Here is a 23,865-nt window from a genome sequence, read left to right as displayed (position 1 = left end):
CGTCAGCGCACCGACGAACGCGCCACCCCGACCACCGCGCCGCCGAGTGTCGGCAGCTCGGGGCCGACGAACACTGCCTCGGCCGCCGTGCCGCCGACCGCGATCGGGATGCCCAGTTCCGGCGCGATCCTCGTGCCGAGACCGTACGGCCCCACCGCGACGACGAGCGCCACGCCGGCCCCGGCCATGCCCGCGCGCCCGGCCGACCAGCGCAGCCCGATCATGAGCCCGAGCACGAGCAGGATCGGCAGGGTTGCGAGGAGCGCGGCCACTGACGGGCGTGGGCTCAGGCGACCATGTCGCGCGTCACGAGGTGGGCCTGCCCGTCATCCGCCTCGAACGACGTGGCGTTGGCCAGCGTCGTCCGCGCGATGTTGGCCACGGCCTCCTGCGTGAAGAATGCTTGGTGGCTGGTGACGAGCACGTTCGGGAAGGTCAGCAGACGCATGAACGTGTCGTCGGTGACGACCCGGTCCGACAGGTCCTGGAAGAAGAGGTCCGACTCCTCCTCGTACACGTCCAGGCCCAGGTAGCCGAGGCGACCGTCCTTCAGCGCTTCGATCGCCGCGGAGGCGTCCACGAGCGCCCCACGGCTGGTGTTGATGAGCATCGCCCCCGGCTTCATGAGGGACAGGGTGCGATGGTTGATGAGGTGGAAGGTCTGCGGCGTGAGCGGGCAGTGCAGGCTCACGATGTCCGACCGAGCGGCGAGCGTGTCGGGCTCGACGTACTCCGCGCCCAGCCGCTCGACCTCCGGGTTGGGGTAGGGATCGGTGGCGAGCAGCTCGCAACCGAAGCCCTTCATGATCCCGAGCAGCGTCTCACCGATCTTGCCGGTCCCGACCACGCCGACGGTCTTGCCGACGAAGTCGAATCCCATGAACCCGTCGATCGAGAAGTTCGACTCGCGCGTGCGGGCGTAGGCGCGGTGGATCTTGCGGTTCAGGGCGAGCATCAGTCCGACGGTGTGCTCGGCCACCGCGTGGGGGGAGTACGCGGGGACCCGTGCGACGGTGATGCCGACCTGCTCGGCCGTGGAGAGGTCGACCTGGTTGAAGCCGGCGCAGCGCAACAGGACCAACCGTGTGCCACCGCGTGCCAGCGTGACGAGCACGTTGGCGGACAAGTCGTCGTTCACGAACGCGCAGACCGCATCGAACCCTTCCGCCAGGGGGACCGTCTCCCTGGTGAGTCGCGGCTCGCAGAACGCGAGCTCGTGTCCGTGGTCCTCGTTGGCCGCTCGCAGGGCGAGCTCGTCGTAGCGCTTCGTGCTGAACACGGCGACCCGCATCGTGACGTCCTCTCTGGTCGACCCGGTGATCGTGACGCGCCGGTACCCGCCGGCCGAGCGCGGCGGGCGGCCACGCGGCGACCAGCCCCGGACCGGGTCCACGATAGGACGTCGTGCCATCCGGATCGGTTGTGTCCGGGGTGGCTCACCCCGATGGCGCACCGCCCGTTGGTGAACCACCCGTTGGCGAACCGTCCGCGTCCCACGGGGCGAGCGGGGTGATCTCGGGCTCGTAGCGTGGCGGGACCGCCGGTCGACCGTGGCAGGACAACAACCGTGGTTCCTGGTCGCGCTCGGTGCGCACCGTGACGCGCCATCGCCCCCCGTGGGGACCGGTGAAGACCACGGAGACGTCCCCGCCCTGGTCGGTGCGCGAGGCGACCTCGAGGTCGTCGATACCGTCGAGTTCGGTGGACCGGCGCAGCGCGATCTCGGCTGCTTGGACCGGGAAGGGCAGGTTGGAGCGCCCTCTCAGGTGCGCGAGCGAGAGCCGCCCCGTGCGGTGGGCCGAGACGATGCCCGGGCCGGCGTGCGCGTCCACATGACCGTAGTAGAGCCCCTCGGGCAGCACGACGAGGTTCGCCGCGAAACGGCAGCCCCCCACGTGGGAGGCCTCCCACGTGGCAGCGGGCTCGACCGCGCTGAGGGCACGCGCCAGCGGCCGGCCGTGTTCGGCGCAGCAGGGATCGTGACGTCCGTGGGTGCAGACGAGCAGCTGCGGGCCATCCACCTCCTCGGCGTCGGGCAGTCGCCGACGGGCCGCGAGCGGGGACCAGTCCACGGTCGCGAGGTCCGCGAGATCGTCCACCTCGAAGCGCTGCAGCCACCGACGGCGTGCCGTCGTCACCCCGGCGAGGATCCGGTGCCCGTCGGTCCCACGCTGGCCGTGGCGCCGGGCGAGCAGGACCCGTGCGCCGCTCTCGTGCTGCGCTCGCTCGAGCGCGGCCCGCGCCTCCTCCGACAGGCGGGTGTCGGTGACGGCGTCGCGCCCCCACGGCCCGGGATGCTCGACCACCAACCAGCGCCGTACGGTCGAGGCGGTCCCGGCCGGATCCTCGTCCTCGCGCCGGGCGTGGGCCGCGCAGCCGTCACGCGGCAGGCGGACCGAGGTCGCGCCGGTCCCCGGTGCGCTCACGGTCGACCACCGACAAGGGACGACGGCGCGTCGTCCCGTTCGGGGGGCACCGGGCGCAGCAACCCCTCCCGGACGAGGCGCCGGGCGAACACGAGCCGGCTGTGTTCGTCGAGGTGGTCGGAGAGGTCGCCGGGGGTGAGGCGTTCGAGGGCAGCGACGGCGTGCACCGCTCCTGCGGCGCGGCCCGGGACCCGGAGGCGCCGATCCGCGAGGACCAGCTCCACGCGGGCGCCCGCCTCGACGACCTCGCACGGGTGGCCGCCGACCTTCTCCAGCCGGGTGCCGTCGGTGAGCGCGGTGGGATCGAGCAACAGGGGGAGGGTGCCCTGATGGCGTGCCGGTCGCCGACCGATCGCCTCCACGGCGTGGGCCGTGGCGAGCTGTGCGGCGTCCTGCTCGGCGATGCTGCGACCGACGTGCTGCAGCTCGCGTGACAGGCCGGCAGCGACCTCGTCGAGCCGGCTCGTCCAGCCGGCGGCCAAGGGCTCGTCGTAGCGCGGGTCCGTGAGCGCATCGTCGACGGCGCGACGAACGAGTTCGCGCCAGGTCCGGGAGCGGATCCCGACGGTGAGGTGCAGCGACGCGGCATCGATCGTGCGCGGCGCGTGCGGCGTGCCGGCCGGCAGGTACAGCACGTCCCCGAGCCGTAGATCGTCGTCGAGCGCCGGGTCGCCCGGGTCGTTCGGATCGGTGCCCGGGGGCCACACCTGCCAGCGCTTGCGGCCCCAGGTCTGCACGACGAGCACGTCGTGGGGGTCGCCGTGCACGTGGAGGCCCGCGGCGACGGGTGGGGTCAGGTACGCGTTCGCCTGCACCGGATGGTCGAGCGCGTGCTCCAGCGCCTGGCAGGCCCGGGTCACCGGGGGCCAGTACCGGTGCAGCCCCTGCAGCACGAGGGTGGCGCCCTCACCGATCAGGCGGTGCACGGCCTCGACGTCCGCGAGATCGGTGACGGTCCGCGACCCGATGCGCGCCCGCCGCGTGTACTGCTCGGGGGGGAGGGCGCGACCCTCGCGCACGAGCCGGAACGCCGGGGCGCGCAACGCGGTGTCCGCGAGCAGGTGGTCGACGTCGTCGAGCCCGAGCAGCCCCGCCGCGTCGGGCACATCACGCCGAGCGATCTCGCGTCCGAAGGTCTGCCGGGCGAACAGGTCAGGATCGCCCAGGAGGGTGGCGGCCGGATCCCGCACGCTACGACGCGTCCCCGTCGGCCCGGTCGGACGCGTCCCCGTCGGCCCCGTCGGCGTCGGCGGCGTCGGCGTCGGCCGCATCGGCGTCCGCGGAATCGGCGGCGTCGGCGTCGGCCGCATCGGTGTCCGCGGAATCGGCATCGGCGGCATCGGCGTCGGCCGCATCGGCGTCCGCGGTGTCGGTCCCGTCCGCGTCGGCTCCGTCCGCGTCGGCTCCGTCGGCGGCATCGCGGTCGCGGCCGTCCTCGGCAGCGTCGTCGTCCGTGACGGTCTCGATGTCCTCGTCGTCCAAGCGCTCGGGCTCCATGGCGGTTCCTCTCGGCTCGTTGGAAGCGGTGGGAACGTCTCGATGGTCCCGCATCGAGGCGTCCCCGGGCACGCTACCCGCTGCAGGCCCCGGCGCCACTCCCGGAGGTTCCGGGCAGGGGTCGGGTCCGCCGGCGCTCGCTTCACCGAGCGCGGCTATCCTGGGCCGAAGCGGTCACTGCGGTGGCCGCGTCCCTGGAACCCAGCGAGAGTCGGCTGGGTGCGCGGCGGGTTAACCCCGTCGATGGCGCCCGTGGGGGTCACTCGTGCACGACCACTACCTCGTCTGCGGCTACGGAGTGAAGGGTCGTTCGGCAGCTCGCGCGCTCGTCGACGACGGCGTCGACCACGACGACATCGTGGTCGTCGAGTCGCAGCCCGCCGCCGCGGACGAGGCCCGCACCGACGGCTTCACGGCCATCGTGGGGGACGCCTCGCGGGTGGCCGTGCTGGAGGAGGCCCGCGTGCGGGAGGCGAGCGCGGTAATCGTCGCGCCGAACCGCGACGACAGTGCGGTCCTGATCACCCTCACCGCACGCGAGCTCAACCCGGACACGACGATCGTCTCCGCCGTCCGGGAGGAGGAGAACGCTCATCTCCTGCGCCAGAGCGGGGCCGATGCGGCGATCACGAGTTCGGAGGCGTCCGGGCGCCTGCTCGGGGTGACGATGCGCCATCCGCATCTCGGTGAGGTCGTGGACGACCTGTTGCACACCGCGAAGGGGTTCGCCCTCGCCGAGCGGGAGGTGGGCGAAGCCGAGGCCGGGGGAGCGGTCGACGACGCGAGCGGTCAGGTCGCCCTGGCCGTGGTCCGCGACGGGCGGCTCATGCGCTACGATGACCCGTCGCTGGGACGGCTGCGCCGCGGTGACCGCATCGTGGGGGTGCCGAGCGACGACAGCGAGGCGCCGGCCGACGGGGGGCATGCGAACGAGGCGCCGGCCGACGGGGCGCATGCGAACGAGGCGTCCGCGGACGGCGAGCGTCCCTGAGAGCCAGCGCGTTTGCGTCCTGCGGTGACGCGCGCCATCCTGCGCATCATGGATCTGATGATCGTGCTCCCGTTCGGCGCCGGGGTGCTGCTGACGCTGCTGGCTCTGGGGTACCTCCTGCCCCTCGGCTACCGCGACGGCGAGGAGTGACGCCTCAGCGCGCCGCGTCCCGGGGGCCAGCGGTGGCGGGCTCGCGCAGGGCGGCGTAGCGCGGCTTGATGACGTCCTCGATCAGCCGCAGACGGTCGTCGAACGGCCAGAAGGCACTCTTCATGGCATTGACCGTGAGCCACTGCAGGTCGTCGAGTCCGAGGTCGAACGCCTCGACGAGGTTCGTGAACTCGCCGGACATGGTGATGTCGCTCATCAGCCGGTTGTCGGTGTTGACGGTCACGCGGTAGCGCAGCTGGCGCAGAAGCTGGATCGGGTGCTCGGCGATCGAGCGCGCGCCCCCGGTGTGCACGTTCGAGGTGGGACACATCTCGAGCGGGATCCGTCGGTCGCGCACGTAGCCGGCGAGGCGGCCGAGCTCGACGTCCCCGTCGTCGGTGACGGTGATGTCGTCGACGATCCGCAGACCGTGGCCGAGGCGTTCGGCCCCGCACCACTGGAGGGCCTCCCAGATCGACCGCGGACCGAAGCTCTCACCGGCGTGCACCGTGATGTGGAAGCATTCGCGGAGAGCGAGCTGGAACGCGTCGAGATGCTGGGTCGGCGGGAACCCGGCCTCCGCCCCCGCGATGTCGAAGCCGACGACACCCTGCTCGCGCCAGCGGACGGCCACCTCCGCGATCTCGTAGCTGCGTGCGGCGGTGCGCATCGCGCAGCAGATCACGGCGACGGTGATGTCGCGTGTGGCCTGCCCTGCGTGCACGCCGTCGAGCACGGCCTCGAGCACGTCGTCGAGCTCGAGGTCCCCCATCGTGTGCAGCTCGGGGGCGAACCGGATCTCGGCATAGACGACGCCGTCGTCGGCGAGGTCCTCGACCGCCTCCCGCGCGACCCGCTGCAGCGCCTCGCGCGTCTGCGTGACCCCGACGGTGTGGGCGAACCCCTCGAGGTACTCCTCGAGGCTGCCGCGCCGTGCGGTGTCGACGAAGTGCTGGGCGAGGTCGTGGGGGTCTGACGTGGGCAACCCGTCGTACCCGGTCTCGTCGGCCAGTTCGGCGACCGTCTGCGGGCGCAGGCCGCCGTCGAGGTGGTCGTGCAGCAGCACCTTCGGGGCGCGTTCGATGAGGTCGTGGCTGATCATGGTTGGCTCCGGTCCGGCACGGCAGGTGTGGCCCGACGAGGTCGGTGGGCAGGAAGGGCAACCTAGCAGCCGGTGCTCGCGACCCGCCGCGTGGCCGGAACCCACTCAACGGGTGGCCGAAGGAGGAGCGATTCCGCCGCTCGGCGCACCACAAGGGATGCGGGCGCTTGTGCGTCGGAGCCCCCGGGAGCCGCGGCGGTCGGGTGCTGGACACTCGGGTGCTGGCCGACCGGACGGTCCGGCCGTGGGCGGTGGCGACGTCCGAATTGCACTAGGATGGCTCAAGCTGCCGGTTCCCCGGCTAACTGAGCGTGTCCGACTATGGCGTGCCGCGAGGGGTCGTTGTTGCGGGTGAACACCTGGACCTGGTGGGGACGGACGAGCGCGTGGCTGATGGCGGGCCTGCTCGCGCTCGGTGTGTTCGCGCCGGTCGTGCACGCGGACGACGATGACTCCGGTGACGACGACCTCGACGAACTGATCGAGCGCGGCGAGGAGCTCCCCGAGCGTGAGGAAGCGCTCGAGGAGGAGCTCGACGAGCTCAACGAGTGGCTCGAGGAGGCCCGCGAGAAGCTGACCGAGCTCACCGAGAAGCTCGAGCAGGTCGAGTCCGAGCTCTCCGCGATCGACCAGCAGCTCGAGATCGCCGAACAGGAGCGCGAGGCCGCCGAGGAGCGCCTTGAGGAGGCCGAGGAGCGCTACGAGGAAGCCGAGGAGCGCGTCGAGGAGGCCGAGGAGGAGCTCGAGGAACGCGAGGAGCTACTCGAGCGTCAGCTCGCGTACGCCTACAAGTACGGCGATACCAGTGCCCTGCAACTGCTCGACGCGGCGCTCAACCAGGACCGCACGGAGGACGTCGTCGAGGGACTGCACCAGCTGGAGCACATCCTCGAGCACGAGAACGAGAACGTGCTGCGCTTGGCCGACCTCCACGACGAAGCGCGGATCGCGCGGGCACAGGCCGATGGCGCCCGTGACCGGCGGGACGAGGAACTTGAGTCCGCCGAGCGCTCCGAGGAGAGTGTCGAGGAGCTGCTCGAGGAACAGGAGGAGCTGCGCGACGAGGTCGAGGAGCAGCGCGAGGAGCAGGAGCGCCTGGTCGAGCAGATCGAGGAGGACCGCGACGAGGCCGAGGGCCTGCTCGAGGAGATCTCCGAGGAGTTGGCGACCCGGCGGGAGGAGGCCGAGGAGGCCGCCCGAGCCGACGGCGACCTCGTTTGCCCCGTGCCGTCCGGCAGTTTCATCGACGACTGGCACTTCCCGCGCTCCGGGGGCCGGTTGCACGAGGGCAACGACATCTTCGCCGACCGCGGCGAGCCGATCCACGCGCCCGAGGACGGCGTGGTCGCTCGCGTGGACGAGACGGACGACTGGAGCCCGGGCTCGAGCAGCGGCCTGGGCGGCAAGACGGTGAACATCCGCTCCGAGGACGACGTGCGCTGGTACTTCGCTCACCTCGACGAGATCGACGAGGACATCGAGTCGGGCGTCAGCGTCGAGGCGGGCGACGTGATCGGCACGGTCGGCACCACCGGCAACGCCCGGCACACCCCGCCGCATCTGCACCTCGGTCGCTACCTCGACGGGGAGGCCGAGAACCCGTACCCGCACATCAGCGAGGCCTGCCGCTAGCGTTCCGCCGGCAGCGGGCCCTCATCAGGGATCGGTCAGTGCGCGGGTCATGCCACGCTCGACCGCATCGACGAGGTAGGGGCGGAGCCGCTCGGGCGGGATGATCGTGTCGATCGACCCCACGTCGCGGGCCCGTTCCACGTCGTGGACCCGGTCGAACTCGGCGGCCATCTCACCGATCTTCTCGGCGCGCACCGTGCCGCGGACCTCGTCCAGGCGCGCGCGCAGCCGGGCGGCCTCGCCCTCGTCGGCGCCCTCGATCTGCGCCGCGAGCTCCTGGACGCGCGGGTCCGCCTCGGTGCGCTTCTTGACCTCCCCCGCGAACACGACCGCGGCGGCCGGTTGCCCCCCGATCACGGAGGCGTGCGCGCCCTCGACGGCGGCGACCTCAATCCCGTCGTTGAGCGTGCGGCTGAACACCACGAACGCGCCGCCGTGGTACCGGGAGACGACGCAGAACACGATCGGCCCGGAGAAGTTCACGACCGCGCGCCCGATCTCGGCGCCGAACTCGAGTTGGAGTTCCCGCAACGACTCGGGTGACCCGTCGAAGCCCGAGAGGTTCGCGAGCACGACGAGCGGGCGGCTGCCGCTCGCGGCGTTGATCGCCCGGGCGGTCTTCCTGGAGGAGTGTGGGAAGAGGGTGCCGGCGGTCCACTGATCCGGTCCGTCGGCCGGCAGGAAGCCACGCCGGGGCACCGGGCGCGACTCGAACCCGAGCAGCGTGCACGGGTACCCGCCGAGGTGCGCGTCGAACACGACCGCGGTGTCCGCGTCGGCCATGTCGGCCCAGCGCTCGAGCGGCCTGTGGTCACGATCGGCCACCGCGCGCATGAGCGCGCGGATGTCGAACGGTCGTTTCCGCCCGGAGTTCGTCCCCTCATCGAAGATCTCGCCGATGCGGGTGAACTCGAGCCCCTCGGCGTCGTGGGCGGCCTCGCGGACGTCACGTTCGGCGGGGTCGACGGTGTGGGCGCGACGTGGGAACCGTTCGCCCGGCGCGACGTACCCGTGGTCGTAGTGCGCGAACAGCACCCGCAGCGCGCCGTTGACGTCCGGCGCCCAGTACTGCGCCTGGCCGTTCGGGCCCATGACCCGGTCGTAGCCGCCGATGCCGAAGTTGTCCTCCGCCGACACGCCGCCGGAGTAGTCCAGCGCCTGCTTGCCGGTGAGCACCATGGCGCTGGCCGGCGTCATCACGAGGATGCCCTTGGTGTGCATGAGCATCGTGGCCTCGGCGTTCCAGTACGGCTGGGCGCCGACGTTGATGCCGGTGACCACGACGTTGATCTCGCCGCCCTGCTGGGTGAACTCGATGATGCGGCGCAGGACCCGGCCGATCCAATCCATGTTCTCGGTGCCGGAGTCCATCGCTATCCGCGCGCCGGATGACACGGCGAACCATTCCACCGGCAGGCCGTGTTCCTCGGCGAGGTCCAGCGCCGCGTTGATGCGTCGGCACTCGGCCTCGGCGAGTGACCCGAGGCCCTTGGTGGGGTCGCCGATCAGCGCGACCCGGTGCATGCCCTCGGGGTAACGATCGCTCGGAGTGCTGACGGTTCCGACGACGACGCTCGCGCGATTCTGGCCGTAGGGACGATCCACCGGCGTGAGCGTGCCGTCGTCGCCGAGGTCGTACTCGGTGAACCGGCCGGGGCTCGCCCCGGCGGGATCCTCGTCGGGGCGCTGCAGCAACAGGGGCACGAGCTCGTAGGGATAGATCGTGCCGCGCCGCCGGGCGCGCTGGACCTTCTGGGTCATCTCGTCGAGCGGCTGCAGGGGCTGTGTCGAGGGGTCCGTGACCCGCAGCGTCAGCCCTTGCCCGGGAGGCCGGTACATGCGCACGACCGCCTCGCGGAAGCTCCCGTCCGGCTGACCCAGGCGCGCGTGTACCTGGACCTGCTCGAGGCCGAGGTCCTCGGTCATGGGGGCGAGGGCCCGCACGACCGGGTCGACCTCGTCGAGGGGGAGGTCCACCTGCGGCCACACGTGGAGCAGGACCCGGTTCCACTCGGGTCGGCGCTCCAGCGGGTAGGTGGCGCGGGCCTGCCGCAGGTCCGCGATGCATTCCGCGAAGACCCGCTCGAGTTCCGGGAGTGCCGTGACCCGCCCGTCGGCGTCGAGGACGGGGGTGAAGTCGCGGATCTCGGCCAGGGCGAAGAGCCGCTCGTCGGCGGGGTTCTCGTGGGCGACGCCGCGGAAGAGGAACACGCCGTCGGCCGACGGCAGCCGCGACAGCGCGAAGTGCTCGAACCGCCAGAGATCGAGGCGCCCCGCGATGAGCGGATGGATCCCCCGCAGGTGTCGACGCTCGGAGAAGTGCCCGGCTTCGTCGCGGCGGAACGTGAGGTGCTGCACCTCGGGGCGTGCGGCCCGCGACGGTCGACTCGTCGGCAGGCCGGCGCTCGCCGGGCGCGCGGCGGCGTCCTCCGCCGTCCCGACGTTCCCGGCGGCGGCGGTGGTCACCGAGAACGTCACCCGGCGCAACCACGTCCCCGACGGCAGGCCGTCGAGGGCGCGCTGTACGGCCGCCGCGAGCGCATCGGGCTCACTCGGCGGATCGAACCAGGCGACATAGATGTCGGCGACCGCGCCGGCCCCCGCGTCGTCGAGCAGGTCGCGGGTGAGGGCGTCGGCGGTGACGATCGCGTCGTCGAGCTCCTCGCGGCTCGTCGCGACGGCCACCACCCGGCCGTGGCCCCGCTGATCGGCGACGTCGGCGACGACCGCGTCGTGGTGGCCTCGCTGAGCGGCCCCGGCCGGTTCCCAGCCGCCCTGCGGGGGCGAGACCGAGCGGACCTCTCGGATCTCGCGGGTCCGGTAGTACCTGCGTGTGAGCACCTCCAGCATCGGGTGCAGGCCACCCACCGCGACGAGGGGGTCCTCCAGCATGCCCAGCAGCGGTTGCGGCGCGGCGACCATCGCGGCCATCCGCTCGTCCCGGTCCGGGGCGTCGGGCTGCTCGACGAGAGCGGCGAGGTGGCGACGCACCTCGCGGTAGACCGCCGCGCGCTCTGCTTCGAGGCGTGGCTCCTCGAAGCAGCGGTGTCGGGCCCGGCGCGCGAGGTCGCCCACGACCGGGTGGCGGACCTGTGTCGCGCGTATCAGGTGGTCCAGGACCTCGCGCAGCGCCTCGCCGCGCTCCTCGTCCGGAGGTTGCCGGGCACGCATCCGTCGCTCGAGGAGCGCGAGGATCGCGGGGACGTGGGCGGCCGCCCGCTGTTGGGCGAGGTGGACGCGGTAGAGGGCCTCCTCGAGCGCCGGGGTCCGCTCGAGGTCGCTGAACCCGTAGTGCGCGAGTGCCCGCTCCAGCTTCGCGCGGAAGCTGTCGGGCAGTCCCTCGGCATCGACGTCGAGCGATCGCAGGAACGCGTGCAGGTACTCGCGGGCGGCTCGGGCCTCTGCGCGGTCCTCTTCGTCCCCGATCCGTCGATTTCGCGACAACGAGGCGAGGTCGGCGAAGATGCGCAGGACCGTGACCTCGGCGTCGAAGGTCGCCGGCTCGTCCCCCCCGTGAGCGGGCGTCGCGTACTCGAGCTCCTCGACGAGCTCCTCGGCCACCCGCGACGAGAGGTCGTAGCCGAGAACGAGCCGTCGCATCGCGTCGAGGGCTGCCCGCTCGCGGTCCCGAGGGTCGTCCGGATGTCGCGCGCTCGCCGTGGCCAGCGCGCCGAAGTCGGCGGGCCGCGCCCGGGTTCGCGCGCGATCGTCCGGCTCGGGCTCGAGGCGCACGACCGGCGTGCCGGCATCGAGCTGGACGTTGGCGCTCACGAGCACCTCTCGGACCCGTCCCGAGACCGGCGCGGCGAGCGCGGTCTCCATCTTCATGCTCTCGAGCACGGCGACGGTGCTGCCCGCCTCGACGTCGTCGCCCTCCTCCACGGTGAGGGCGACGAGCAGTCCCGGGCCGGGCGTGCGGATCAGACCCGCGTCGTCCTGCGAGATGCGGTGCGGGATGCCGTCCACCTCGATGAGCCGCTCGGCCTCGTGCGCGATCGAGGCGATCCGGTGTCGCTGATCGCCCACCGACAGCCGCCGCTCGAACGCGCGCAGGCGCTCCACGTCCACGACGATGCGTCGACCGGCGGCGGTGACGAGGTAGCGCGACGGGCCGGTCCGGGCGACCCCCATGCGGTAGGCGACGCCGCCCTCGCGCAGATCGATGGTTCGGCCCACCTCGGTGGATGCCTGGGGCCGGCCGCGGGCGGCGGCGGCGTAGAAGCGGTTGCGCGCGTGCTCGGCCTCCTCTTCGAACGCCTCGATCGCGGCCTCGATGAGTGCGACGTCGCTCCGGGTGCGGAACGCGTACCCGTCGGCGGCCAAGCGGTCCAGCCAGCCCGTGTCCACCGGCCCGTCGACGATGTCGGGGTGCTCGACGAGGTCGAGCAGGAAGGCGCGGTTCGTCGTTCCGCCCCGCACCAGCACGGTCGTCTGGGTCAGCGCGCGGCCGAGGCGTCCGAGGGCACTCCTCCGATCCGCGCCCCAGGCGATCACCTTGGCGACCATCGAGTCGTACTCGGGAGGGATCACGTCGCCCTCGGCGACGCCGGTGTCGATGCGGATCCCCGGCCCCGCCGGCAGGGCGAGGTGCGCGATGGTCCCCGGAGCGGGTGTGAAGGCGCGCTCCACGTCCTCGGCGTTGAGGCGGACCTCGATGGCGTGCCCGTGCGCCGGTGGGGGGTCGCCCTCCAGCCGGCCGCCCTCCGCGACGTGCAGTTGCAGTTTGACGAGGTCGAGGCCGGTGACCTCCTCGGTGACGGTGTGCTCGACTTGGAGGCGCGTGTTGACTTCGAGGAAGGCCACGAGGTCCTCGGCGGGCTGGTACAGGAACTCGACGGTGCCCGCGCCCCGGTACTCGGCCAGGCGGGCGAGCTCCGCGGCGGCCTCGCGCAGCTCGGCCTCCCGGGATTCCGGAAGAGCCGGGGACGCCGACTCCTCGAGGACCTTCTGGTTGCGCCGTTGCGTGGAGCAGTCCCGTACGCCCGGTGTCCACACCCCGCCCCGCCCGTCGGCCACGATCTGGACCTCGACATGGTGGGCGCGGCAGACGAGGCGCTCCATGAACACGGTCGCGTCGCCGAAGGCGCGGCGCGCCTCGTCGCGTGCTCGCTCGAACGAGGTCTCCAGCTCGTCCGGTTCGTGCACCACGCGGATGCCGCGTCCGCCGCCACCCGCTGCCGCCTTGACCACCAAGGGGTACCCGATGTGGTCGGCGTGCCGGCGGGCCTCGTCCGCGCTCGCGACCGGACCGCCGCTCCAGGGTGCGACCGGCACCCCGGCCTGCTCCGCGAGCCGCTTCGCGCCGATCTTGTCGCCGAGTCGACGCATGACCTCGCCCGAGGGTCCGACGAAGGTGACGCCGATCTCCTCGCAGCGGTCGGCGAAGCCGGCGTGTTCGGCCACGAAGCCCCAGCCGACCCACGCGGCGTCGGCCCCGGCCTCGGTCAGCGCACGCGCGAGCTCGTCGAGATCGAGGTAGGGGCTGGTCTCGGCCGGCGGCTCACCGGCGGCGGGCCCGATGCGCACGGCCTCGTCGGCCTCGCGGACGAACATCGCGGCCCGCTCGGCGTCGGTGTGCAGCGCGATCGCCACGCGTCCGCGGGGATCGGTGTGCTCGAGCTCGCGGATCGCGTGGATCGCCCGTACGGCGGGTTCCCCGCGGTTGACGATGGCGATCCGGCGGAGCTCGTGCGTGCTGCCCGTCGGACCGTCGGCGGCGACGCGGTCGTTGGTGAACTCGATGGCTGGCCCTCCGCACCGGTCGTGGCCGCTGCGCTGGATCCTAGGGCAGCTCGCCGCGATCCGCTCGTGGGGAAGTCGACGCGTTCAGGGTTCCTGACGGCCGCCGAGATGGCGGGCCAGGAACGCCTCGGCCGCGGCGTAGAAGCGCATGCGGTTCTCCGGTTTCGCGAACCCGTGACCCTCGTCCTCGAACAGCAGGTACTCGTGATCGATGCCGTGCGCTCGGAGCGCCTCGACGAACTGCTCGGACTCGGCCTGCTTGACCCGTGGATCGTTCGCCCCCTGGGCGATCAGCAGCGGGATCGACACCCGGTCGGCGCGCGAGAGGGGCGAGCGTTCCCAGAGGAACGCCTCGTCGTGCTCGGGGTGACCGACGCGAGCGTGGAACTGGGCGATGATCGGCTTCCAGTACGGGGGGAACGACTCGATCAGGGTCTTCAGGTTCGAGATCCCCACCAGGTCGACCGCGCAGGCGAACCGCTCGGGCGTGAAGGCGGCGCCGCACAGCGCCGCGTAGCCGCCGTACGAGCCGCCGTAGATCGCGACCCGCGCCGGGTCGGCGTAGCCCTGGTCGATCGCCCAGTCCACCGTGTCGAGCAGGTCGTCGTGCATGGCGGCTCCCCACTCGCGGTCGCCGGCGTTCACGAAGGCCTTCCCGTACCCCGTGGAACCCCGGAAGTTCACCTGCAACACGAGGTACCCGCGGTTGGCGAGCCACTGCACCTCGGGGTGGTAGCCCCACGCGTCGCGGGCGAAGGGACCGCCGTGGACGAGCAGCACGGTGGGCAGGTTTCGCGGCTCCGCCCGGGGCGGCACGGTCAGGTAGCCGGGCAGTTCCAGGCCGTCCCGCGCGGTGACGCGGAACGGCTCCATGCGCGCCAGCTCGTACCCACCGAGCGCGGGGCGGACCTCGAAGAGGAAGCTCAACGCGCGGGACGTGCGATCGTAACGGTGGTAGCGCATGGGGCCGTCATCGCGTTGGTAGGCCACGACCCACGTGGCGTCGGCGTCGTCCTCGTCGAGCAACAACAGGTCCCCGCGTTCGGCCTCGGTGAGCGCCGCGAGCTCGTCGGCGATGCTCGCGTCGATCGGCTCGTGGTCGAGTCGGTCGCGCAGGAAGCTCACCCACTGCACCTGTCGCGTGTCCGGGTCGAGGCGCACGTCGGTGACGTCGTGTCGAGGGTCCTCGGCGAGGCCCTCCTCGGCACCGGTCGCGAGGTCGAGGGACACGAGGCGGCCGGTGTTCGCACCGACCGAGCTGATCGCGAGCAAACGCTCCCCGTCGCGATCGAACGCCACGGGATCGGTCGTGAGCGCGTCCTCGGGGAGCACGTCGAGCAGGGGCCGCCAGTCGCCCTCGGCGTCGTCGCGGACCATGATCCGGTGCCCCCCGTCCGGCTGCGGCTCCACGCCTGCCCGCACCCGGAACGTGGTGTCGACCACGAAGCCGACGAAGCCCGGGTTCTCGAGCACCCGCTCCAGGTGGCCGGTCGGCAGGTGCAGTCGATACACGTCGTGCAGCTCGGGGTTGTCCCGGTTCAACCCGACCAACACGTCGTCGGGGTACCGCTTGTCCAACTCGACGACCCGGGCCTGCACGTCCTCGAAGGGGGTGAGGTCCCGGTCGTGGCCCGTCTCGAGATCGACGGCGTGCAGTCGCCAGTTCTCGTCCCCGCCCTCGTCCTGGACGTAGAGGACGTGGCGGTGGTCGTGCGCCCAGGCCACGGTGCGGACCCCGCGATCGCGGTCGCCGGTGATCGGCCGTGCCGCCGACAGGTCGGCCTCGCCCACCCAGACGTTGAGGATCCCGTCGTCCGGCGCGAGCCACGCCAATCGACGCCCGTCGGGGGAGATCCGAGGGCTCGCGCGCTCCGGATTGCCGAACAGGGCCTCGCGCGGGATCAGGGGGACGTCGTTCGACATGGTCGTGCGCCTTCCGGGCTGGGGCTTGGGTCCGTCCGTCGGTGCCGCGCCTGCGGTGCCGTTCCTGCGGTGCCGTTCCTGCGGTGCCGCTCCTGCGGCCCGGCCATTCTGGGAGCGGGGCGTGCCGGCTGCCGGTCCCGCCACCGGTCAGTCATCGGCGCGGTGACGGGCCGCTCCACAGCGTGACGTGCGGGGTGGTGGGCGCCCGCCGGGCGGGCACCCCCGAGCGCGCCGACAACAGCACGCGGGTCGCCTCGGGTGTCGCGAGGAACCGCTGCAGCTCGGCGGCGAGCGGTGGCGCGCGCGAGGTGTCGAGCGTGGTCGCGTACCACAGTGCGTTGGCCGGTGTGCCGCGGACGTCGAGGATCGCGAGACGCGGTGCGTTCGGGTCGCGGGCAAGGACGTGCTCCATGGTGAGCGCGACGCCCCCGCCGTCGGCGGCGCTGGCGAGCGCGGCGGCGTGGTGGGTGACACCCGCACGTTGTCGGGTGTCAGTCGGTGACGGCCGAGGTCGTGCGAACCGCGTGGCCGGCCTCCTCTGCCAAGCCCAGGATCTCGGCGGCGCGGCCCGCGAGGGCGCGGCCCCCCGGGGTCGGTGTGAGGCCAAATGCCGTTCGGATCAGCAGGGGGTCCTCGAACTCCTGCCGGAGCGACCCGACGGCGGACGAGACGGCGGGCTCGCTCACGCCCAACGACGCCGCCGCGGCCGTCACGGACCCGAGCCGCACGACGGCGGCGAACGCGCGCAGTTGGGCGAAGGTCATCCCGGCTCCACCGCCGGTCGGGTGGTCGGTACGGACATCCCCGGCACGAAGGCCCACCGTCGCGTAGCCAGGTTAAGCGAACCCTTCATCCACCCCTTGACCGCCGGAGCGTACCTTGAAATCGTTCGGGGTCGAAGCGTCCATGGCGGGCGCACGATGCGGAGGTGGCACGCGATGCAGGTGCCTGCGCAGTTCGAGTACGCCCGCGCCGAGTCGGTCGAGGACGCCCTCGCGCTGCTCAAGCGCTTCGGGCCCGAGGCGCGCGTGGTCGCCGGCGGTCACTCGCTCCTGCCGATGATGAAGCTCCGGCTGGCCCGGCCCGAGTGCCTCGTCGACATCAACGACTGTTTCGAGCTCGACTACGTCGTCGAGCAGGCCGGGGAGGTGCGGGTGGGTGCGCTCACCCGCCGTCGCGACCTGCTCGAGTCCTCGGTCATCGGGCGGCACTTCCCGATCGTGCACGACGCCGAGCGGGTCATCGCGGACCCGGTCGTGCGCAACTGGGGCACCATCGGCGGGTCGCTCTGTCAGGCCGACCCCGCCGAGGACCTGTCCACCGTCTGCGAGGCCCTGCGCGCCGAGCTCGTGATCCGCGGACCCGAGGGATCGCGGACGGTGCCGATCGACGAGTTCCATCGCGGCCCCTACCAGTCCGCGGTCGACGACGGGGAGATGCTCACCGAGATCCGGCTGCCGGTCCGCACCGGTGCGGGCAGCGCCTACGAGAAGGTCGAACGGCGCGTCGGCGACTGGGCGATCGTGGCCGCGGGCACCGCCGTGTGGCTCGAGGGCGACGTGAGCAGCCGGGGCCCCGGCTGGCGACAGCCTCGATGCGGGTGCGCTCATGGGCAGGGTCGTCATGGGTCGCCTGCAGGACCCGGCCACGCTCGGGGCCGCGTTCGGGATCGTGGCGCTGCTCGCGTTCCTGGTCGGGCGGGCGACCAAGCGGCGACAGGACGTCGATCCTCGAGTACTGGCCGCACTCACCCCACACCTCGCCCGCAGAGCCGTGCGGCCGGGACTCACGCCTCGACGAGCGTGACCTCCGTCGAACAGTGGATCTGGGGGTGGATGCTCCGGTACACGGGGCAACGGTCGGCGAAGAACCCGTGGACACGGTCGATGGTCGCCCGATCCGCGTCGGGGTCGACCTGCAACTCGAACCGAACGTGGATGCGTTGCAACACGAGCGTCTTGCCGTCGAGGCCGACCTCGCCCTCGGCGAGGCCGACGAGGCGGCCGTCATCGGCGGGGATGTTCCTGGCCTCCAGCGCACCGCCGAAGGTTCCCGTCAGTCACCCGGCCGCCGCCGCCACGACGTAGTCGATGGTCGTGGACGTCTCGTCGTCGGCGTCCACGCTGGCCCCGTAGTGGGCCGCGATCTCGTTGTGCACGCCGAACCGGACGGATTCCCCCACGGGGAGTTCGGCTCGCCGGTTCGGCCCACGGTCGCGCACGATGCGGACCTGTGGGCGATACAAGACCTCGCTCATCTCGTTCTCCTCGTTGGCGCCCGGACCGGGCCGGCGGCATCGGGATCCTCACAACGACCCGTGCGCCCGTCAACGAGGTCGAGCGATCATCGATTCCCGCGCGAGGAGGCCCACGGCCACCGCCCGGACCGCCTACGGTGTGGTGCAGGGATCGGCGCGGGATCGAGGAGGGTTCGCCGGTGCAGGGTCGCCCACCACGGCGCGCCGGACTGCTCCTGTTCGTCCTGGCGGTGGGCTTGCTCGCAGCCTGCGACGGGGTGTGGTTCCCGCACGACGACGTCGCCTACGACATCGACGCCTTGACGGTCCCGTCCGGTGTCGATCGGGAGGCCGGCGCGGACCGGTTCGCCACCGCCGCGGCGCTGGCCTCGGGGGTTGCGGCCGAGCGCGTGTGGGTCGCCACCGGCCGCGACTTCGCGGATGCGCTCACTGCCGCGGCTGCCGGTGACGGACCCGTGCTGCTCAGCGAACCCGACGGCGTGCCCGAGGCCACCGAGGACGCGCTTGCCGGGCGCGATGAGCCCCGTGTCGCCGTCGGTGGCGAGGACGCGCTGTCCGACAGCGTGGCCGAGGCGCTCGACCTCACCGACCGGGCGGGCGGTGCCGACCGCTACGAGACCGCCGCCGCCATCGCGGGGGAGACCCATCCCGACGGGGCGGACGTCGTCTACCTCGCGACCGGCGACGAGTTCGCGGACGCGCTGTCCGCCGCCCCGACCGCCGCAGACGGTGAGGCGAGGATGCTGTTGGCCGGTCACACGCTGCCCGCTGCGACCGCGGAGGCGCTCGAGACCCTGGAACCGGACGATCTCGTCGCGGTCGGTGGTCCGGCGGCGCTGCCCGACGAGGTCGTCGACGAGGCCGTCGAGGCCGCCGGGGGCGCGCTCGTCGAACGGGTGGCCGGTGCCGATCGGTACGAGACCGCGGCGCAGGTCTCGACCCATCGCGACCTCACCGAGGCGCGCACCGCCTACCTGGCGACAGGGGAGGACTTTCCCGATGCGCTCGCCGCCGCGCCTGCCGCGGCCAGCGAGGGCGCGCCGCTCCTGCTCACGCGTCGGGACGAGCTCCCCGAGGCAACGCGCGCGGAGCTCGAGCGGCTGGAGGTCGAGCGGGTCGTCGTCGCCGGTGGCACCGCGGCGGTGGGCGAGGGGGTCGCCGAGGAGGTGCGTGCGCTGCTCGACACGGCGGCCGACTGACGATCCCACGAACCGGCCTGACCTCTGGCCGTCGACCGAGCGCCGTCTTCATGACCGCGTAGAGTCGGAGGGGTGCGTTGGCTGACCGACTCCGTGCGCGTGGCCGGGGTGCTGCTGCTGGCGGCGGCCGTGCTCGCCGCCTGCACGCCCGGCGGCCGCGAGGGTGATGCGGGGGAACCCGACACCGCGGAGTTCGAGGACTCGGCGGGGGACGATTCGCGACCCGGCTCGCACGGCCGCGGCCGCGGCGAGTCGGAGGGCCCCGACGACGCGGGCGTGGATGAGCCCGACCACGATTTCGACCGTCCTCGCGACGCGGACGATCCCGATGAGTCCGAGGGACCGGGCGAGGAGCACGAGGCGCCCCTCGAGACGGCTGCGGTGAGCGCCGGTCACCCCGAGGCTGCCGAGGTGGGAGCCGAGATCCTGGAGGCCGGCGGCAACGCGGTCGACGCCGCCGTGGCCGCATCGTTCGCGGTCTCGGTGGTCGAACCCTTCGGCTCCGGCATGGGCGGTGGGGGAGCAGCGCTGGTCGTGCCGATGGCCGAGGAGCCGGTCGCGTTCGACTACCGCGACGTGCTCCGCGACAGCGGTGAGGTGCCGACGAGCGAGACCGGGATCCCCGGGTTCGTCGCCGGGATGCAGGCCATGGCCGACCAGCACGGCACCATGGATCTCGACGAGTTGCTGCAACCCGCGATCGCTCTGGCCGCGGACGGCACCACGGTGTCGGACATGCTGGCCGAGCGGCTCCGATCACCACGCGAGGGCATGCCGGTCGGTGTGCTCGACCACCTGTATCCCGGCGGGGAGCCTCTGGCGGCCGAGGACGACCTCGTGCAGGAGGAGCTCGCTCGCACCCTCGAGCGCCTCGCCGACGGTGGCGCGGCGGCGTTCTACGAGGGGGAGTTGGCGGACGAGCTGGCGGAGGCGGTCGAGGGGGTCGATCGCGATTCGCTGGCCGCTTACGAGGTCGAGCAGCGCGAGGTGCCTCGGGGCCGGTTCGCGGGATACGAGGTCATGAGCGGCGCCCCGCCGACGAAGGGGTCGACCATGATCCAGCAGCTGCAGGTCGCGGAGGCGCTGGGCGTCGCCGATGACGAGCCGGGCTCCGCCGACGCCGTGCACAACCTCGCGATGGCGTGGCGCCTGTCCGATGCGTTCGCGCGCACCGACCTCGGCGATCCCGACTTCGCTGACGTGCCGGTCGACGAGCTCACCGACGCGGACCGCAACGCACGCCTCGCCGAGCAGGTCGACCGCGACGCGCTGTTGCCGGTCGACCGCTCGCAGCCCCATGACGGGCTCGATGCCGACCCGGAGGTCGATGACCCGGAGGCCGATGACTCGGAGGCCGATGACCCGGAGGCTGATGACTCGGAGGGCCACGAGCCGACGGACACGACGCATATCAGCGTCATCGACGCCGATGGCACCGCGGTGTCGATGACGAACACGCTGTCGAACATGTTCGGTTCCGGGCAGTACGCCCTGGGCTTCTTCCTCAACGACCAGATGCGCAACTTCGACGAGCCCCCGAACGATCCCGAACCGGGGAAACGCACCGTCGCCTCGAGCTCGCCGACCGTCGTGGTCGACGACGACGGGCGGCCGGTGCTCGCCCTGGGGACGCCCGGGGGTCGGCGCATCCCGCACGTGCTCGGGCAGGTGCTCGTGCGCTGGGGGCTGCAGGGTGAGTCGCTCGAGGCGGCGGTGGAGGCCGACCGCTACCACCTCGAGGGGCGGGTGTTGCAGGTCGAGCAGGAACCTGCCCCCGAGGTCGTCGAGCGGTTGCGGGCCACGGGCTACGACGGCCTGGCACAGCCGGCGTTCCCGCACTACTTCGGCTCGGTCCAGGCGCTCGAGGCCGACCACGGGGCGGGCGAGGTCACCGGCGTCGTGGATCCCCGGCGCGAAGGTGCCTGGGTGCCGGCCGCGCCCTGACGATGCCGCCCGGGCGGGGGTGGTTCGGAGCGGCGATGAGTCGGGCGTGCTCCGAGCGTCTACCGGGTAAGCCCGATGATCACCCGTGCGTGTGTGGGAAAGTAGTGAGCCTGGGGTAGGACTGCGTGCGCAACCGGCGAGGACTGAGCATGTTCCAACGTGAGGGCCTGACACGGCGAGCGGCGCGCGACGACGACGTTGCGGCGCGCGACGACGACGTTGCGGCCAGCGACGACGACGTTGCGGCGCGCTACGAGCGGGCTCGGGCCGACCTGCAGACGCAGCTGGCGGGTTCACAGGACCCCGTGCGGCTGGGCAAGCGGACGTCCAACCTCTTCCGCCCTCGGGAGCGGGCCGAGCGGCGCCTCGACGTCGGCGCATTCGCCGGGGTGCTGGAGGTGGATGCCGACTCCGGAACGTGCGACGTGCTCGGCATGACGACCTACGAGGATCTGGTGGCGGCCACGTTGCCGCACGGGGTCATGCCCCTGGTCGTGCCCCAGCTCAAGACCATCACCATCGGTGGTGCGGTCGCCGGGCTCGGCATCGAGTCGACCTCGTTCCGCAACGGGATGCCGCACGAGTCGGTGCTGGAGATGGAGATCCTCACCGGGGCCGGCGAGGTCGTCGTCGCGAGGCCCGACAACGAGCACGCCGATCTGTTCTGGGCCTTCCCCAATTCCTACGGCACGCTCGGCTACGCGTTGCGGCTGCGGATCGAGGTCGAGCCGGTGCAGCCGTACGTCTCGCTGCGTCACCTCCCGTACACCTCGGCGGAGGACTGCATCGCCGACCTCGAGCGCTTGTGCCGCGACCGTGAGCTCGACGGCGAACGGGTGGACTTCCTCGACGGCACGGCGTTCGGGCCGGACGAGCTGTACCTCACGGTGGGCACGTTCAGCGAGACGGCTCCCTACACGAGCGACTACACCGGGCGTCGGATCTACTACCGGTCGATCCGGGAGCGGTCCCGCGACTACCTCACGGTCCACGATTACCTGTGGCGCTGGGACACCGACTGGTTCTGGTGCTCACGCGCCTTCGGGGCGCAGCACCCCGTGGTGCGTCGACTGTGGCCCAAGCGTTGGCTGCGCAGCGACGTGTACTGGAGGATCATCGCGCTCGAGCACCGATTCGGGGTCAAGCGTGGCCTCGATCGGCTCCTGCGCCGCCCCCGGGTCGAACAGATCGTGCAGGACGTGGAGGTACCGGTCGACCGCTCCGCGGCGTTCCTGCGTTACCTGTTCCGCGACGTGGGGTTGTCACCGGTGTGGCTGTGCCCGCTGCAGCAACGCGTCGAGGCGCCCTGGGACCTCTACCCGCTCGAACCCGATACGCTCTACGTGAACTACGGCTTCTGGGGTGGCGTCCCGATCGGTCCGGGCGAGGCCGAGGGTGACCGGGACCGCCGAGTGGAGCAGGCGGTAACCGGGCATGGTGGTCGCAAGTCACTGTACTCCACGGCCTATTATCCCTTCGATGAGTTCTGGGAGCTGTACGGCGGGCGCCGGTACTGGGAGGTCAAGGGCCGATACGACCCCGATGCGCGGTTGTTGGATCTCTACGAGAAGTGCGTGCGACGGCGATGACGGTCTGAAGGAGGGGTCGCGATGTTGGCAGACGTGATGCATCGACTGGCGGGTGAAGGCACGGTTCGCTTCAGTGCCTACGACGGCAGCACCGCGGGGCCGGACGAAGCGCCGGTGCACTTCGAGGTCGCCTCCCCGAGGGCGTTCGCTCACCTCGTTCGTGCGCCGGGGCAGATCGGCCTCGCTCGGGCGTTCGTCGACGGCGAGATCAACGTGCACGGGGACATGTACACGCTGCTGCGCGAGCTTCAGGAGCCACACTTCAAGCGCCTGAGCAAGGCCGACTGGAAGCAGCTGGCGGGGGAGGCGACACGGCACGCCAGGCAGCGCGCACAACGCCCGCCCGAGGAGGCGAAGCTGCGGGGCCTGCGGCACTCCAAGCGCCGGGACGCGGCGGCGATCAGCCACCACTACGACGTGTCCAACCGCTTCTACGAGCTCGTGCTCGGCCCGTCCATGACCTACACGTGCGCGGTGTTCCCCCGGGAGGACGCCAGCCTCGAGGAGGCCCAGCACGAGAAGCACGACCTGGTCGCGCGCAAGCTCGCCCTCCGCCCGGGGATGCGCCTGCTCGACGTCGGCTGCGGATGGGGCGGCATGGTCATACACGCCGCTCGGCACTACGGGGTTCGGGCCCTCGGGGTGACCCTGTCCCGTGCGCAGGCCGAGTGGGCGCAGGAGGCCATCGAGGAGGCCGGCCTCGCCGATCTCGCGGAAGTGCGCTACCTCGACTACCGGGACGTGGCCGAGTCCGACTTCGATGCGATCAGCTCGATCGGGCTGACCGAGCACATCGGCAAGGCCAACCTCGTGGGATACTTCCAGTCGTTGTACGGCAAGCTCCGTCCGGGTGGGCGGCTGCTCAACCACTGCATCATGCGCCCGCGCAACACGGACCCGCGGGTGAAGAAGCGCGGGTTCATCAACCGCTACGTCTTCCCGGACGGCGAGCTGATGGGCCTGGGGCACATCGTGCGCGTCATGCAGGACGAGGGTCGGTTCGAGGTGCGCCACGAGGAGAACCTGCGTGAGCACTACGGCAAGACGCTCGCCGCTTGGACCGCGAACCTCAACGCGAACTGGGACGAGTGCGTCGCCGAGGCCGGGGAGCGCAAGGCCAGGATCTGGCGGCTCTACATGCCGGGGTGCCAGCTGGCCTTCGAGCGCGACGAGATCCAGCTCCACCAGGTGCTGGCCGTGCGGACCGAGGCCGGCGACTCCGGCATGGCGCTGCGGCCGAACTGGGAGGCCGCCACTCCCGAGCCGGCACCCTCGGAGCCGGTGGCTCCCGCGAGCTGAGTCCATGAGCACGGTCGCCGCGTGGGCGGTGGGGCTCGCGCGGCGATCGACTCGTCCGCCAGCCGCGTGGGCAGTGGGGCTCGCGCGGCAATCGACTTGTTCGCCAGCCGCGTG

At 72.1% G+C, this 23,865-nt stretch carries 17 protein-coding genes and 1 pseudogene; 7 read left to right on the top strand and 11 right to left on the bottom strand.

Features of this window, described 5'->3' with window-relative positions:
- Nucleotides 1-2 precede the first annotated feature (2 nt).
- From ER308_RS03640 to ER308_RS03620, 5 genes are all read right to left on the bottom strand, one after another.
- Entirely contained in the window at nucleotides 3-272 is a 270-nt protein-coding gene (locus ER308_RS03640) for a hypothetical protein (RefSeq protein ID WP_131153729.1), read from the bottom strand.
- Between the two features lie 14 nt (nucleotides 273-286).
- Nucleotides 287-1,291: a 2-hydroxyacid dehydrogenase gene (locus ER308_RS03635; protein ID WP_131153728.1), complete on the bottom strand. Its 1,005-nt coding sequence runs from the start codon at nucleotides 1,289-1,291 to the stop codon at nucleotides 287-289.
- Between the two features lie 145 nt (nucleotides 1,292-1,436).
- The gene (locus ER308_RS03630; RefSeq protein WP_165491792.1) at nucleotides 1,437-2,426 is read right to left on the bottom strand and encodes a sucrase ferredoxin; all 990 of its coding nucleotides are present in this window, start codon (nucleotides 2,424-2,426) and stop codon (nucleotides 1,437-1,439) included.
- Complete coding sequence (locus tag ER308_RS03625; protein ID WP_165491791.1) at nucleotides 2,423-3,616, bottom strand: cupin domain-containing protein; 1,194 nt, start codon at nucleotides 3,614-3,616, stop codon at nucleotides 2,423-2,425. Before ER308_RS03625 ends, ER308_RS03630 begins: the two co-directional genes overlap by 4 nt.
- Before the next feature lies 1 nt (nucleotide 3,617).
- Complete coding sequence (locus tag ER308_RS03620) at nucleotides 3,618-3,923, bottom strand: hypothetical protein (protein ID WP_205745881.1); 306 nt, start codon at nucleotides 3,921-3,923, stop codon at nucleotides 3,618-3,620.
- 265 nt (nucleotides 3,924-4,188) lie between these two features.
- On the opposite strand from ER308_RS03620, the gene ER308_RS03615 reads away from it, so the two are divergent.
- A complete protein-coding gene (locus tag ER308_RS03615) occupies nucleotides 4,189-4,914 on the top strand; it encodes a potassium channel family protein (protein WP_131153726.1) in 726 nt (241 codons plus the stop codon).
- A 154-nt stretch (nucleotides 4,915-5,068) separates the two neighbouring features.
- Here ER308_RS03615 and ER308_RS03610 read toward each other — a convergent pair whose 3' ends face one another.
- Complete coding sequence (locus ER308_RS03610; protein ID WP_131153725.1) at nucleotides 5,069-6,166, bottom strand: adenosine deaminase; 1,098 nt, start codon at nucleotides 6,164-6,166, stop codon at nucleotides 5,069-5,071.
- Nucleotides 6,167-6,517: 351 nt separating this feature from the next.
- Between ER308_RS03610 and ER308_RS03605 the strand changes: the two genes are divergently transcribed.
- A complete protein-coding gene (locus ER308_RS03605) occupies nucleotides 6,518-7,798 on the top strand; it encodes a M23 family metallopeptidase (RefSeq protein WP_240732050.1) in 1,281 nt (426 codons plus the stop codon).
- A 24-nt stretch (nucleotides 7,799-7,822) separates the two neighbouring features.
- On the opposite strand, the gene ER308_RS03600 is transcribed toward ER308_RS03605, so the two are convergent.
- The 4 genes and pseudogenes from ER308_RS03600 to ER308_RS03585 form a co-directional block, all read right to left on the bottom strand.
- On the bottom strand, nucleotides 7,823-13,474 hold the full coding sequence (locus tag ER308_RS03600) for an ATP-binding protein (RefSeq protein ID WP_276319885.1): 5,652 nt from the start codon (nucleotides 13,472-13,474) through the stop codon (nucleotides 7,823-7,825).
- A gap of 150 nt (nucleotides 13,475-13,624) precedes the next feature.
- Nucleotides 13,625-15,463: an alpha/beta hydrolase family protein gene (locus ER308_RS03595; protein ID WP_131153722.1), complete on the bottom strand. Its 1,839-nt coding sequence runs from the start codon at nucleotides 15,461-15,463 to the stop codon at nucleotides 13,625-13,627.
- Nucleotides 15,464-15,614: 151 nt separating this feature from the next.
- Nucleotides 15,615-15,875, bottom strand: coding sequence for a hypothetical protein (locus ER308_RS21350; protein ID WP_165491790.1), 261 nt, complete (start codon nucleotides 15,873-15,875; stop codon nucleotides 15,615-15,617).
- Nucleotides 15,876-15,966: 91 nt separating this feature from the next.
- A pseudogene (locus ER308_RS03585) lies at nucleotides 15,967-16,227 on the bottom strand (LysR family transcriptional regulator); the annotation flags it as partial.
- Between the two features lie 174 nt (nucleotides 16,228-16,401).
- Here ER308_RS03585 and ER308_RS23345 point away from each other — a divergent pair.
- Nucleotides 16,402-17,550 (top strand): FAD binding domain-containing protein, encoded by a 1,149-nt coding sequence (locus tag ER308_RS23345; RefSeq protein ID WP_205745879.1) that lies wholly within the window; start codon nucleotides 16,402-16,404, stop codon nucleotides 17,548-17,550.
- On the opposite strand, the gene ER308_RS03570 is transcribed toward ER308_RS23345, so the two are convergent.
- On the bottom strand, nucleotides 17,523-17,720 hold the full coding sequence (locus tag ER308_RS03570) for a hypothetical protein (protein WP_131153719.1): 198 nt from the start codon (nucleotides 17,718-17,720) through the stop codon (nucleotides 17,523-17,525). The two genes, ER308_RS23345 and ER308_RS03570, sit on opposite strands and share 28 nt — an antisense overlap.
- Nucleotides 17,721-17,899: 179 nt before the next feature.
- On the opposite strand from ER308_RS03570, the gene ER308_RS03565 reads away from it, so the two are divergent.
- The 4 genes from ER308_RS03565 to ER308_RS03550 all read left to right on the top strand — a co-directional run bounded on the left by ER308_RS03565 (nucleotide 17,900) and on the right by ER308_RS03550 (nucleotide 23,751).
- Nucleotides 17,900-18,919 carry a cell wall-binding repeat-containing protein gene (locus ER308_RS03565; RefSeq protein ID WP_131153718.1) on the top strand — a complete coding sequence of 340 codons (1,020 nt, stop codon included), beginning with the start codon at nucleotides 17,900-17,902 and terminating at the stop codon, nucleotides 18,917-18,919.
- 72 nt (nucleotides 18,920-18,991) lie between these two features.
- Entirely contained in the window at nucleotides 18,992-20,863 is a 1,872-nt protein-coding gene (locus ER308_RS03560; protein ID WP_131153717.1) for a gamma-glutamyltransferase family protein, read from the top strand.
- Nucleotides 20,864-21,012: 149 nt separating this feature from the next.
- The gene (locus ER308_RS03555; RefSeq protein ID WP_131153716.1) at nucleotides 21,013-22,452 is read left to right on the top strand and encodes an FAD-binding oxidoreductase; all 1,440 of its coding nucleotides are present in this window, start codon (nucleotides 21,013-21,015) and stop codon (nucleotides 22,450-22,452) included.
- A 21-nt stretch (nucleotides 22,453-22,473) separates the two neighbouring features.
- Nucleotides 22,474-23,751, top strand: coding sequence for a class I SAM-dependent methyltransferase (locus ER308_RS03550; protein ID WP_131153715.1), 1,278 nt, complete (start codon nucleotides 22,474-22,476; stop codon nucleotides 23,749-23,751).
- The last annotated feature ends 114 nt before the right edge of the window (nucleotides 23,752-23,865 follow it).

The sequence above is a fragment of the Egibacter rhizosphaerae genome (genome assembly GCF_004322855.1).
GTDB classification, from domain to species: Bacteria; Actinomycetota; Nitriliruptoria; order Euzebyales; family Egibacteraceae; genus Egibacter; species Egibacter rhizosphaerae.
The sequence above is the reverse complement of the archived record's forward strand: the minus strand, read 5'-3'. Positions and strand labels throughout refer to the sequence as shown.

Excerpts from the sequence above, each read along its gene's own strand:
- ER308_RS03635 (WP_131153728.1), bottom strand. The coding sequence starts at position 1,291 with ATGCGGGTCGCCGTGTTCAGCACGAAGCGCTACGACGAGCTCGCCCTG.
- ER308_RS03620 (WP_205745881.1), bottom strand. The coding sequence starts at position 3,923 with ATGGAGCCCGAGCGCTTGGACGACGAGGACATCGAGACCGTCACGGAC.
- ER308_RS03610 (WP_131153725.1), bottom strand. The coding sequence starts at position 6,166 with ATGATCAGCCACGACCTCATCGAACGCGCCCCGAAGGTGCTGCTGCAC.
- ER308_RS03595 (WP_131153722.1), bottom strand. The coding sequence starts at position 15,463 with ATGTCGAACGACGTCCCCCTGATCCCGCGCGAGGCCCTGTTCGGCAAT.
- ER308_RS21350 (WP_165491790.1), bottom strand. The coding sequence starts at position 15,875 with ATGGAGCACGTCCTTGCCCGCGACCCGAACGCACCGCGTCTCGCGATC.
- ER308_RS23345 (WP_205745879.1), top strand. The coding sequence starts at position 16,402 with ATGCAGGTGCCTGCGCAGTTCGAGTACGCCCGCGCCGAGTCGGTCGAG.
- ER308_RS03570 (WP_131153719.1), bottom strand. The coding sequence starts at position 17,720 with ATGAGCGAGGTCTTGTATCGCCCACAGGTCCGCATCGTGCGCGACCGT.
- ER308_RS03555 (WP_131153716.1), top strand. The coding sequence starts at position 21,013 with ATGTTCCAACGTGAGGGCCTGACACGGCGAGCGGCGCGCGACGACGAC.
- ER308_RS03550 (WP_131153715.1), top strand. The coding sequence starts at position 22,474 with ATGTTGGCAGACGTGATGCATCGACTGGCGGGTGAAGGCACGGTTCGC.